The organism is Cyclobacterium lianum (genome assembly GCF_900143075.1).
Taxonomy (GTDB): domain Bacteria; phylum Bacteroidota; class Bacteroidia; order Cytophagales; family Cyclobacteriaceae; genus Cyclobacterium; species Cyclobacterium lianum.
In genome coordinates this window covers 209194-222503 of sequence record NZ_FRCY01000002.1, presented here as the reverse complement: position 1 = coordinate 222503, position 13310 = coordinate 209194, and the positions used below count along the sequence as shown (strand labels likewise).

At 45.2% G+C, this 13310-nt stretch carries 10 protein-coding genes; 9 read left to right on the top strand and 1 reads right to left on the bottom strand.

The window, feature by feature from the left end:
* Positions 1-49 precede the first annotated feature (49 nt).
* The 8 genes from BUB19_RS03605 (at position 50) to BUB19_RS03570 (ending at position 10603) form a co-directional block, all read left to right on the top strand.
* Positions 50-1438 carry a purine-cytosine permease family protein gene (locus BUB19_RS03605; protein ID WP_073092163.1) on the top strand — a complete coding sequence of 463 codons (1389 nt, stop codon included), beginning with the start codon at positions 50-52 and terminating at the stop codon, positions 1436-1438.
* Positions 1435-1626, top strand: a complete 192-nt coding sequence (locus BUB19_RS03600; RefSeq protein ID WP_073092160.1) for a hypothetical protein — start codon at positions 1435-1437, stop codon at positions 1624-1626. Before BUB19_RS03605 ends, BUB19_RS03600 begins: the two co-directional genes overlap by 4 nt.
* 141 nt (positions 1627-1767) lie before the next feature.
* Positions 1768-5718, top strand: a complete 3951-nt coding sequence (locus tag BUB19_RS03595) for a hypothetical protein (RefSeq protein WP_073092157.1) — start codon at positions 1768-1770, stop codon at positions 5716-5718.
* Positions 5719-5980: 262 nt separating this feature from the next.
* On the top strand, positions 5981-6583 hold the full coding sequence (locus BUB19_RS03590; protein ID WP_073092154.1) for an RNA polymerase sigma factor: 603 nt from the start codon (positions 5981-5983) through the stop codon (positions 6581-6583).
* A complete protein-coding gene (locus BUB19_RS03585) occupies positions 6558-6791 on the top strand; it encodes an anti-sigma factor (RefSeq protein ID WP_073092151.1) in 234 nt (77 codons plus the stop codon). The genes BUB19_RS03590 and BUB19_RS03585 overlap by 26 nt, the downstream gene beginning before the upstream one ends.
* A 125-nt stretch (positions 6792-6916) precedes the next feature.
* Entirely contained in the window at positions 6917-7600 is a 684-nt protein-coding gene (gene nth / locus BUB19_RS03580) for an endonuclease III (protein WP_073092147.1), read from the top strand.
* A 1-nt stretch (position 7601) separates the two neighbouring features.
* Positions 7602-9395: an asparagine synthase (glutamine-hydrolyzing) gene (gene asnB, locus BUB19_RS03575; RefSeq protein ID WP_073092144.1), complete on the top strand. Its 1794-nt coding sequence runs from the start codon at positions 7602-7604 to the stop codon at positions 9393-9395.
* Positions 9392-10603, top strand: a complete 1212-nt coding sequence (locus tag BUB19_RS03570) for a glycosyltransferase family 4 protein (RefSeq protein WP_073092141.1) — start codon at positions 9392-9394, stop codon at positions 10601-10603. The genes asnB and BUB19_RS03570 overlap by 4 nt, the downstream gene beginning before the upstream one ends.
* Here the strand turns inward: BUB19_RS03570 and gldB are convergent.
* Positions 10583-11584 carry a gliding motility lipoprotein GldB gene (gene gldB / locus BUB19_RS03565; RefSeq protein WP_073092138.1) on the bottom strand — a complete coding sequence of 334 codons (1002 nt, stop codon included), beginning with the start codon at positions 11582-11584 and terminating at the stop codon, positions 10583-10585. The genes BUB19_RS03570 and gldB overlap by 21 nt on opposite strands.
* 235 nt (positions 11585-11819) lie before the next feature.
* Between gldB and BUB19_RS03560 the strand changes: the two genes are divergently transcribed.
* Positions 11820-13178, top strand: a complete 1359-nt coding sequence (locus BUB19_RS03560) for a fasciclin domain-containing protein (RefSeq protein ID WP_084096937.1) — start codon at positions 11820-11822, stop codon at positions 13176-13178.
* The last annotated feature ends 132 nt before the right edge of the window (positions 13179-13310 follow it).

The following is a 13310-nucleotide window of genomic DNA, read 5'->3' as shown; positions in this document are numbered from 1 at the left end:
TGTGCCAAAAGTGAAATAAATTGATAAGCTTGATACCCCACCTTAATGTATGCAGAATAAGAAAAGTCTTGTTGCCAGGTTAAATGCAGTCAACGAATATGAGCAGGAAGCCATCCCGGGCAACAAGCTAAAGGGCTGGCGCAGTTTTTTAGGCACTTACGCCGGAGAGCATACCGCCGGGACGGAATTTGTAATCGGTCCCTTGTTTGTAGCCCATGGGGCCAGTGCCATAGATCTGGTGACCGGTTTGATTCTGGGCAATATCCTCGCTGTATTAAGTTGGGCATTTCTAACGGCAAAAATCGCAGTAAAGACCCGGGTTACACTTTATTTTTTATTGGAGAAAATTGCGGGAAAACAATTTACGTTGATCTACAATCTTGTAAATGCCGGTTTGTTTTGTTTTCTGGCGGGGGCCATGATCGCCGTAGCTGCCACGGCAGTAGGTATTCCTTTTGACATGACCATGCCTCAGCTTACGGACGTATATCCCAATAATGTAGGTTGGGTGACCACTGTTTTCGTGGTAGGTGCAGTGACGACTGTCATTGCCATGTTTGGCTTTGACCAGGTGTCTAAGTTTGCCATGGTGGCTGCCCCGTGGATGATCATGGTGTTTATTGCCGCCGCGCTGGCCGTACTACCCAGGTTGGGCGTCACCGAAGTGGGTTCGTTTTGGTCGGTAGCAGAAAGTACCATTTGGACAGGAGTGCCACTTGAGGGCCAAAGCAAGTTTGGTTTCTGGCATATCCTGTTTTTTGCCTGGTTTTGTAATATGGCCATGCATATTGGTATGGCTGATTTGTCCTTACTGCGATATGCCAAAAAGTGGCAGTATGGTTTTTCTTCAGCTACGGGTGTGTTCTTAGGTCATTTTGTCGCCTGGATCGCTTCCGGTATTCTGTATTCCCTGTTTTTAATCGAATCAGAAGGAAGCCTCACCTTCGCCCCGGGGCCCATCGCTTACAGTGCAGTAGGGGTAGCCGGTGCGGCATGTGTGGTCATCGCCGGCTGGACCACCGCCAATCCAACACTATACAGGGCCGGCCTGGCGATCCAGTCCATCAACCCGAAGTGGAAAACCTGGAAAGTAACCCTGTTGGTTGGCCTTTTTACCACCATCGCCGCCTGTTTCCCAGCATTGGTCATGATGTTGCTGGAGTTTGTGGCCCTGTATGGTCTGATTCTTATGCCAGTAGGTGCAGTGATCTTTATAGATGTCTATTTGCTGGAAAAAATGGGACTCAAACCCAATTATGCAGCGCAAATGGGGATATCCCTAAACTGGTCCGTGGCGTTGACCTGGACGGTTACTTTGATTTTCTGTCTGCTTCTGAATCTTGTTGTGGGCATAGAGATTTTTTTTCTCGGTCTGCCGGGCTGGTTTGTTGCCGTTTTGATTTATATCGTATCCTCTAAATTCATTCAAAGAAAATGAAGCTACTGCTCAAGACAATTTCCTTTTTAGGGCTGGGATTGAATATAGTCCCCGCAATTTTGGTTTTTGGTGCCTACATGTCGCCTGATACCTGTAAACTACTCATGCTGATAGGTACGGTACTGTGGTTTGGAACTGCGCCATCATGGATGAACAAGGACAAGGCTGCACAAGTCGAAGAAGAATAAACTATCCTACCGATTTTTTTATAAAGGAGAATGGGTTTGCCAAAAATACTGTCTGTGATTATCTGAATAAGCAAAATAAAAAATTTTTTGTTGTAAGGTGTTTTCCTTAAATTGGTACCAACTGGCAATTGGTTCACCGGTATGAAATTCAAGGATTTACGCATCTGGATTTTGATCTTTGGCAGTATGCTGCTCATTGGTGCCTACCTGTACCAGCATTCCAAAACCAATCAATCCCAACTGGAGTCCCAGGGGATCAAAGCCATTTTTCTGGCCAGGCAAAATTTTACCGACGCTTTTTACAACTATCACGTTCAGTTGGAGGGGTATTTCAAAAGAAACTTCTACAATTGGGGAGGGGGCCAAGGACAGGAAGCTGCCGCCCAGATGGTCAGCCTGATAGACCGGGCGCCTAAATTTGGAATAGAAAAGATCGAAAATCTTGCGGATGCGCCGGCACTGGAAAAGAATATTTTTGATCCGGATGGGGTTTCCCTGGCACGAAAAGATTCTGCCTTCCTGATAAAGGTAAAGGGCTTTCGCTTTTTCCTTGATGAAAAGACGAAATCCGGAGAATTGGCCGATTTGGATGAAGCTGCCCTCATCCAAAACATCCGGGAAGTTTTGGGACATACTTTTCCCGGGGATACACTTGCAGGAAGAGGTTTTGAGGTTGATCATGCAGTTTCGGTCTACTCACTGATGGAAAACAACATACAGAGTTTTTTCTTTGACAGATTGTTTGTACTCGATAGTATGGGCACTGCCATATACCCGGGAGAGGTGGCGGGCCTGCCAGTCATTCAAGGAGATTCCCTGCGCGGAGACCTGAATGTGGGAGAGCGAAAACTTACCATCAGCATTTCGGGAGATGAATACCAGGGTTTTTTATCTCCGGCAGTGATTGGGAATCAGGTCTTTTATCTGCTGGGGACTAAGGAAGCTGCCCAATTTAAAAGTGTCGCCCTGCGGATCAATTTTAAAGTACTCAGTACCTTTCTTACCATCTTGCTGTTGATCTTTGTCTCTATACCCATTATTAGTATTTTCAACCTGGGAGACGGTGATGTATTGACAAAGCAAAGGGTCTTAGGGTTGGGATTGTCTTTGATCATAGTGATGGTGATTTTGGGCTTTTTTTCCTTTTCCCTTGTACAAAACTACCGGAGCGATTCGCCGGCCGATCAGAATGTAAGAGATCTGAAAGTATCCTTTGCCAGACAGGTCGACAGTCTGCAGGCAAATCTGGAGCGGTTCAGGGTTCATCTGGAAAACGGTAGTGCGGGTACGGGTGGTACCATTAATGCACTAAACAAGCAAAAGAATGTCAACGAATTTCTGGAATTTGACCTTAGCGGAAATATCCAAACCATGCTGATACCGGACACCTCAGCCATGGATGCTGCTATCGATTTTGGAGATTTTCCTTTTGTATCTATTGCAAACAGGGACTATGTAAAAGATTTGCCCGACACACCGGAGAAGCTTTTTATCAGCGCCCATTTTTCCAAGTCTACCGGCAATCTGGAAGGAGTGATCAGCAGAAGGATGGATGGTGCCGGATATGCGCTGACATTCAGCCTGGATTCTCTCACCCCTAAAATCAGTCAGAACCAGAGATTTTTTATTTTCAAGCCCGATGGAAAAGTATTGTTGAAAAGCGAAAAGGTAAATATTCCCATCAATTACCTTCAGGAAGGAGTGGGGGAGCAGAAATGGGAGGAAATAAAGACATTGATCGCCAACAACCCGGGGCCATCTGATGAGCTAGTCTGGAAAACGCCGATTTATGTAAATGGTCATGAGTATGAAGCAATGCTGAGCCGGATACCTTCCGGGCAATTTGTAGCTGAAAACTGGGTGCTTTACCTGGAAGATAAAAACCTGCAGCACACACTTCATTCTCTGGCAGCACTGGAAGCGATTACGGTATTTGTGCCCTATTTGTTGATTTTGGTGTTATTGGCAGTGTTGACCTTGATAACCAATAAATCCAGTATTTATCTCGCATACGAAGATTTTTCCTTTGCCTGGTACAGTCCATCCCCAACCAAAAGAACCAGGTTTGTGTGGTTAAATGTAATCTTGTTTTTCGACCTATTACTTTTCGTGGGTGTTTACCTCTTTCTTCCCTTGAACATCTTTACCATTTATCTATGGTCATCATTATTTGCCATTCAGTCCGGAACCTGTAATTTCCTGATGCTTTCTACCACCGGTACCGGAGCACAGAAGAAGAATATCAATGGTTTTTTGATCATGGCTACCACCTTGTGGCTGGTCCTGGCCTCCCTTTTGATCTACCTGAACTACCTAAGTATCGATACCTTGTATTTTCTGCTTGCTACGCTAGTGGTGGTACTGATGGGATCTCTTCAGGTAGTCTGCCATTACCTCTGCAGGCGCGGACATTTTCCCAGATTGGCGCCCGATATGTGGTCTGTCGACAGCGCCTTAGGCAAGATACATCGACGGCTCAATGATTTCTGGAACAAGCTGACCGGTGTACATGTGGACAAACGAGTCTATGCATTGAATTTTCTATTATGGCTGCTGATCATTGGCTTTTTGCCAGGCTACTTTATCCACCGGCAAATCTTCAATCAGGAGACTTATATTTGGGATCAAATCAGTATTGAAAACCAACAAAGTGTTTCCGATCCAGATGGTATGCAGAGGTTTTTCCATAGGCTGATCGGTACCCATGAAGAATTCAGACGGACGAATTTTGGAAGGTTTTCAAACCAGGACGATGAGTTGATCAGGGATTTTATTGCTCCCCCACACCAAATATTGGTTAATGCTTTTAACCGCCCGCCAAATTTTGTCCTCAGTGATTTTTTTAAGAGTGGTTTTCTGATACGACTGATAAGGTCCAACTTGCTATTGATCATTCCATTGCTTCTCGTTTTGATTTGGCTCTTTAATACGATCATGAGACTGGGAAATAAAATATATCTTATTGATTACCACTTCACCTATGGGTTGCCTTCGCTGCCGTATGGGGTCAGGAAACAGAAACACAGCTTTGTCATTGGCGTGGATGCCCTGAGATCCAGAGTCTGGATCTGTCGCGAATTTGGCTTGAAAATAGCCGATTTGTTGTTGATTGACGCTGGAGAAGAAAAGCCGGAGATGCCTGATCCAGAACTGCCGCACAAAGGAGTAGTGCTGGAGAATTTACATTGTCTGGGTAATGCCGAAGCTGTTTTGAGCACCATTCTGGCTTTTCGGAAAAAATACGCCGGGAAAAGCCAATACCTATTTGTAACTTCCGGCAAGCCCCTTCAGGAAATATTAAAAGCTGATACGCCGAAACAGCAAAGGCTGATGATCACAGAAATTTTCTCCGAATACCTCTTTCAATATGTACCTCTGGATTTTCAAAATGAGTCTTTTACCCTGCCTTACCTGGGTCAATCCTGGGAGAAACTGGATACCAACGAAAGAGCTCAATATAAAATCAGGGCGGAAAGTGTGTTGTTTAATGATCCAAAAACGCTGGAACTTGCCGCAGAAATCGCCTATGGCCCCAATGCCCATGCCATGGCAGCTTTAATTACCGAAGAGTTGGCAAGAGATCCGTACCATCAGCCCTTGTCTCAGGAAAGGTACGAGAAATGTATCCTCTCCGTGCAGCGGTACAATAAATCCTATTTTCTGAACATTTGGGCAGAATTGAGCTTAAAGGAAAGGAAGATGGTTTACAATTATGCCAGGGAAGGTTTCATCAATTTCTTTAACAGAGAGACCATGACAGCTTTGATCCAGAAGGGTATTATTAAAATGAATGCCGGCAAAGATGGGTTGGTGCTTTTTTCCAGGAGTTTCCGGAATTTTGTGTGCCTTTTTGTAAGTGAAGAAGACCTTTCCAGATTCAAGCAGGATGAGAGAAAATCCGGCAATGCCAAAATGATTCAGGCAGCAATCTTCAGTTTCGTATTGATTTGCATTGCTTTGGTCAGCTTTTACGATCCAAATATTTTGAACGAAACCTCCGCCTATATCAGCGGCATTTTAGGCCTGGTCGGTACCATCTACAGTTTGTTGGCAAAGGGATTTACAAAAATACCCAATCCCGATAATTCATAAATACGCAGAATAACCATATTGGTATTGTAATTGTTGTATTTTATCATGAGGAATGAATTATCAGTATTGTCTTTGGTTAAAAATTTAACAAAAAGCATAATCTTCTGACCTCCATTTTTTATGATACCATTTATTATAAAAAAATACAAAAACGATTGCGTTGTTTTATCCTATTGTATACATTTGAAGATACGGGAAACATTAATCGACCATAAATACCACAATATGAGATAAAACTCTACGTTACTTAAACATAAGTTTTATGAGCAAAAGGGTAGGACCTAAAGACAGTGAATTGATTTCACAGTATAGAAATGGAAGCGAAATAGCCTTTGAAAAATTAGTCGATAAATACAAAACCAAAGTATACACGACCATATTGATGATTGTGAAGGAGCAGGGCGTAGCAGAGGATCTTTTACAGGATGTTTTTGTGAAAGTAGTTCAGACGCTCAACTCTGACCGGTACAATGAGGAGGGGAAGTTCCAGCCCTGGTTGATGCGAATTGCCCACAACCTGGCAATTGACCATTTTAGAAAAATGAGGCGCTATCCCACCGTGGTGATGGAAGATGGATCGAATGTTTTCAACACCTTGCATTTTGCAGAACAAAATGTGGAGGACGTGCAGGTCAGGGATGAAACTTACGAATTGGTGAGGCAATTGATAGATGAACTACCTGAAAGCCAAAAGCAAGTGCTGATCATGAGGCATTATATGGATTTGAGTTTTCAGGAAATCGCTGAACAGACCGGCGTAAGTATCAACACGGCTTTGGGTAGGATGCGTTATGCGCTCATCAATCTGAGGAAGAAACTTAAACAAATAAATATCGCCTATGACCAAATCTTTTACCCAAAGTGATCTGATAAGATATGTTTATCAGGAAATGACCGAGGAAGAGAATGAGACCATTACAAAAGCGCTGAAGGAAGATCCCAAACTGATGCAGGAGTATATCAATCTGCTCAGTACGGTAGAAACTTTGGATCAGCTATTTCTTGAACCCTCTGAAAGTATTGTTTGCGCCATTAAAAAAAGGGCCCGGTCCCGCGGACTGGAAAAAGTTTAACACCAACACAAACTTATTGCACCTACCGTTATGCTTTAGCGGTAGGTTTTTTTATTTCTACGTTTTTCCGGCTTCTGTTCGGTTAGCTTTAGGTATATTGGGGATAAAATTTGTTTAAAGCGACAATGTTAAAGAAAGAAAGATACAGCGCCTTCGTTAAGCATTTTTCTGCCAACATGCCTGTTGCAGAAACAGAGCTGCAGTACGAAAACCCCTTTCAATTGCTGGTGGCGGTGGTGTTGAGTGCACAGTGTACTGACAAAAGGATCAACATGATCACACCGGCCCTTTTCAGGGATTTTCCCAGCCCGGCCCATCTGGCAGCTAGCGATTTTGATCAGCTTTTTCCCTACATCCGTTCTGTTTCCTATCCCAATAACAAAACAAGGCACCTGTTGGGCTTGGGCAAAATGCTGGTAGAAGAATTTGGCGGGGAGGTACCAGATACGGTGCCAGAACTGATGAAATTACCCGGAGTAGGAAGAAAAACCGCCAATGTCATTACCAGCGTAGTATGGAACCAGCCAAATATGGCGGTAGATACCCATGTTTTCAGGGTTTCAAAACGATTGGGCCTGGTACCTCAAAATGCCAGGACCCCACTTGAAGTGGAAAAAAATCTCCTGAAACATCTTCCGAAAGAGGTCGTACACAAGGCTCATCACTGGCTGATATTGCACGGACGATACGTATGCCTGGCCAGAAAACCTAAGTGCGGGGACTGTGCCATTACATCCATTTGCCGGTATTTTGAGAAAAACAGGAAGGCTGCCGGATTGGAAGAAGTAATCAAAGCCAAAGGCAACTGATATGTGCGGGATTCACCTGTTACTGAGTAGGTCGGAGAACAGAAGGGAAAGCATTGTCCGGATGATGCGTGCCGGCCAGCACAGAGGCCCCGATCATTCTTCCTGGACAATGGCCTCCGATGAAATCCTGATTGCGGCAAATAGACTGAAAACACTGGACCTGCGGGTAGAAGCCAATCAGCCGCTCTTTGATGAAGATAGCGGAGCCTTCCTTTCCTGGAATGGGTTTTTATACAATTACCAGGATTTAAGAAACCAACTCATCAGTGAGGGACTGACCTTCAAAAGCACATCCGATGGCGAGGTTTTATTGAATTGGCTGATCAAAAAAGGAAAAGATGGAGTAAAATACGTTCAGGGCATGTATGCTTTTGCCTTCGTGCAGGGTACCAATATCTTGCTGGGAAGAGATCCTGTCGGCATGAAATCCCTTTATTTTGCATCAGATGGCGATACGTTGGCCTGTTCGTCGGAATGTCGCAGTTTGTTGGCATCAGGCTGCTTTCCCCGAAAACTGGATAGTGCGCAGATTTCACCCTATTTTTACCTGAGACATGCCCTCCCTAATGCTACCTTTTATTCGGGCATTGAAGAAATTGCCCCCGGGGAGTTGCGGGAGATCGAATGGGGTGCTGCGACTCCTGAGTCCAGTATTCGGTCCATTAATGTTTCGCGCCCTGCACAGAAGCTGAGTCTGGATTCGTTTGAAGAGGTGTTGACAGATGCAGTATTGAAGCACTTGCATGCCGATGTACCAGTAGGAATGATATTGAGTGGGGGGGCAGACAGTTCCCTGCTTTACCAGCTTTGGCACCAGGAGACGGGGACACCCCTTCCCAGCTTTACGGTAGGCTTTGAGCATTCTTACAATGGGCAGTACAGGGATGCGGAATTTGCTTCGCGACTAGCAAATAAATATCGTGGTGAGCATCAGGAGCTGAGGCTGACGCCCGAATGGGTTCTGGAGAACTGGCCGGAGTACATCAATACACTGGATCAGCCGGTAGGGGACAGTGCAGGCTTCCTAACCTGGGCCATTGCTCAGCAAGCCCGGGAATCCGTTAAAATCTTAATCAGTGGAGTAGGAGCAGATGAACTTTTTGCTGGCTACAACAGGCACCAGGCATTCAAAACCTATCTCCGGCATCCCAATTTCTGGCAAAAAGCAGCACCACTTTTGCAAAGAATACCATTTACCGGCAGAAAGCTGCAAAAATTCACCGCGTCTCTGCAGCCGACTGTCCAAAGAACCTTCATGAATTTTTCGGCACTTTCCCCCCTCCCGGAAGGTCTGGCGACGCAACTGGATCCCATGTACCCTTTACGAAACGGTGATTTAAAAGCTGCGTTGGACTGGGATAGAAGGGTTTATCTCGTCCAGGACCTGTTAAAAATCCATGACAATGCCTGCATGGCCTATGGAATCGAAGGCAGGGCTCCCTTTTTGGATTGGCAGGTGCTGGAATTTGCCGACAGGCTAAGTGAGCAGGAGCTTTTGGATGCCAGCCCCAAGTTCTGGGTCAAATCAATACTGAAAAAGCACGGTATGGATCAATTTGCCAACAGAAAGAAGCTGGGCTTTGGTCTTCCGCTGAAAGAATGGCTCACCGGGCATCCCGGGTTCAGGAGCGCTGTTTTGTCATCGGTTAAAGAATTTGGAAAAATTCATAATGATCTGGTACCTTTGGAGTGGAGAGAGATGGTCAGGCAACCAGAAAAATACCTGGGGGAGCATTTTTTACTGCTGTTCAATATTTTTCTATTGTCCGGCTGGATCAACGCAAACCGGCTATGAGAATCACCTACATTCATCAATATTACCTGAGGCCAGATCAGGGGGGTGCCATCAGATCCTTTCATATTGCGCAGGGTATCACTTCTCGGGGTATAGAAGTGGAAGTCATCACCAGCCACCAGGAAGCGCAGTATGCCGTCCGATGGGATGGGAAGGTCAAGGTTCATCTGCTGCCGGTACCCTATGACAACGAATATTCCACGATTCGAAGACTCTGGTCGTTTTATTCTTTTGTGAAAGGTGCGAAGCGGTTAATCGGCAAAAATAAACTGCCTGATTTGTTTTACATTTCTTCCACGCCACTTTCCACCGGAGAAATCGGCCGCTGGGCCAAAAAGAAATGGGGAATTCCATTTGTGTTTGAAATTCGGGACCTGTGGCCCGAGGCGCCGATTCAGGTCAGGCAGATCAGGAATAAATTACTGAAAAAATGGCTTTACCGCCGGGAATACGATATTTACAGCGAAGCCGATAGCCTGGTTTCTCTTTCTCCCGGTATACAAGCCCATATCCGACGGATGCTGCCGAACAAGCCCATTGAAATGGTACCGAATTTTTCGGATACGACGTTTTTTCGAAGTGCAAAGACCGTTTCACCAAAAAGGGACTTTGGCTTTCGGCCGCTGACAATACTGTATGCAGGTGCGATCGGACAGGTAAATGGACTCTATCAGTTTTTGGACCTGGCTGCCGCCGCAGAGAAACGGGGTAAAAATTGGCATTTTTTATTGATGGGTAAGGGAAATCAACTGAGCAGGCTCAAGCGGGAAGCCAAAGCGAGAAAACTGGATAAGGTTAAGTTTCTTCCTTTTGGGGATAAGTTTGAAGTCCGGAAGCGAATGAATCAGGCAGATCTGGCGTATGTTTCATTTCTGCCGCTTCAGGTCCTTCAACTAAGTAGTCCCAACAAATTTTTCGATGCACTTGCCGCAGGATTACCTGTAATCGTAAATTTCGGGGGCTGGATTTGGGACCTGGTACAGACCAATAGCATTGGATTTTACCATGATTGTGCCGACCACGAATCGCTGATAGCAGCACTTGCAAAACTGGAAGCCTCCGAAAAGACGTTGTTAACTATGGCTGGCCGCGCCAGGGAATTGGCGGAAAATGAGTTTGACAAACAGCTCATGATCCGCCGGATCTGGAAAATCCTGGCCGCCTACCGGCTTACTGAGAGTGTGGAATCACCTGGGTTTGTATCCTGATTTTCTGAATATCTCGCGGGCATCGCTCTGTTGCATCAATTCCTGAAGGTTCAGATCATTGTTGATCCGGTAGTCGTCCACGATATTCCAGCCCATCCACCTGCCGATTCTGCCTGGAGCATCCGGACTGATAACATCTGTAAACGGAGCCTCTCCTGTGTATCGCCTGATTTCGAAAGGGTTGGTTTCATACAACAATTCATTTTCGATAAAATGCGCCCAGATCAGTTCTTCATTGGCATAGCTACCCGTAATTTCTTCGGTTTCATATCCGATAATGTATTCATCTGGAGTACAGGGAAGGATGGTTTTGGTGAAATGGTAGGCTTTGCCGTAAAATATCATCTCGGCCAAAAGAGTACGGTCTTGCACATCTGTATGATTAAACCGGGAAGACAGTGCCGTGATAATCGTCGGGACCAAATGGGCTTCATTGTAGCGTTTTAATATATAATAGGGAAGATCTACCGGTTGGAAGGGATGGTCTTCCGGTAGAAAATAATCCAAACCTATCACGATGATATCTTCATTGACAATCAAATCGCTGCCGAAACCGCTTACAAAGGTATATACTTTGGGGATGGTAAATTCCGGATAATGGTATTTAACCCCTCTGAACGCATCTTCCAATGAGGACTCAATACTTCGCAAATCATCAAAATGAACCTTCACCTCGCGATACAGTTCCTGCATGCCACTGTCCTGATGTATTTTGATCAACTCTTCAGCCATTTGATCCTGATCGGCAAACCCCATGTTATCAAACATTGCTGCAGAAAATTCCGGGTATTGATCCTGATATTCTAGTAGTTTCTCCCGGGTAAGCCCTTCAAAGTACAGCTCCTCCATTCTGACTATTTCCAGATCGACAGGTATATCCAGGTATTCCTCCGGAAGATTGCATTCCTCCCCTGATCGGCCGCAACCGGCGATGATCAGTGTGATAAATAGGACGATTACGACTGTTTTGATATCATTCATGCAAACAAAGGTAAGTTTTAGAATTCGAAATGTTAGCGCTTATCATTCTTAACGAAAATTTAAACGACAAGTATAAGTGCACCCAAGATCTCGTTAAATGTATATACATCTAAAAAAGCTAAAAATTTGTACTGTTCATTTATTAAAAAAAGCAGTTGATACCAAAATCGATAACCATCCTGCCCCGCCCTTGTTGTGTTGGTGTTTTTATTAAATAACTAAACCAATATTTATTATGGAATTTACAATGCTAAAAAGGAATTTGATGATGCCACTGATGCTCGTGGCGGGTCTCTTGTTCGCAGCAAGCTGTTCTGATGATGATCCTACACCGGAACCACCTGAAGAAGAAGATATTATTGATGTCGCCTCCGGCAACGACCAGTTTTCCACTTTGGTCGCTGCCATTCAAAGAGCAGACCTGGTAGATGATTTGAGAGCCGCAGGCCCTTTTACTGTATTTGCTCCGACCAATCAGGCCTTTACAAACGCGGGTATCACCGATGTGAATGCAGTGCCCGTAGAAGATCTGAGGGATATCCTACTGTATCATGTCGTAAGCGGGAGAGTTCTGTCTTCCCAGGTAAGTACTGGCGAAGTTCCGACCTTACTGGAGGGAGAAAATTTAAACTTTACGGTAGCGGATGGAACGATTACTATTAATGATGGGGTAGGCGTAGCAACCGCCGATCTGAATGCTTCAAACGGAGTGATTCATGTTATTGATGGGGTGTTGATGCCAGAAGAGGAGAGCAACACTATTGCTGATATTGTAATGGGTGACGAAGATTTCTCAACTTTGCTGGCTGCAGTGTTAGAGGCCGATCTGGATGCGGCGCTGTTGGAGCAAGGTCCGTTTACCGTTTTCGCACCGACAAATGCAGCTTTTGAAGCCTTTCTTGCCGACACCGGCATGACAGCCGAAGAATTGCTTGCTTCGCCCGACCTCGCGTCTATCCTGAGCTACCACGTGGTAGAAGGTGAAGTTCCTGCCTCGGCTGTGGAAGCCGGAAGTGTTACCAGTTTGAGCGAAGCACCTTTCTACGTAAGTATTGATCCCGATGATAACGTTTGGATCAATGGAAACGCACAGGTAGTCACTACAGATATTGAAGCGGATAACGGGATCATTCACGTCATTGATTATGTGATTACACCTCCGACACAGTCCATAGCTGAAATCGCGGTAGGATATACCAATGCCGAAACGCCTGAATTTACTCAATTGGTCGGAGCCCTCACCCGAGCTGATCTGGTAGATGCCGTGAGTGGCGGAGTTGACGACAACCTCACTGTGTTTGCTCCTACTGATGCTGCTTTTGAAGCACTGTATGAGGCGCTTGAAGTAGATGGATATGAGGACATTCCTTTGGAAACTTTAGTTGATGTCCTGACCTACCATGTTGTACCCGCAAGGGCTTTTTCCCAGGATCTTAGAGAAGGAGCTAACCTTCCCACCCTACTAGAGGGAGAAGAGCTGACAGTTAATCTTGCGGATCTTGAGATCAATGAGTCCGGGCTTGTACCCGCTCTCTTGAATGTGCACGCGACGAATGGAGTTATCCACGTGATTGATCAGGTTTTAGTACCATAAATTTTATATTGGGTTTTTTTAAGAGAAAAGCAGGTGCCGGTTAGGTGCCTGCTTTTTTTATGTCTAGATTTTTTTCAGGTTCTTCATAGAAGTTTTCCATAGATGGCCTACAGGCAGTCACCATAGTTTTTT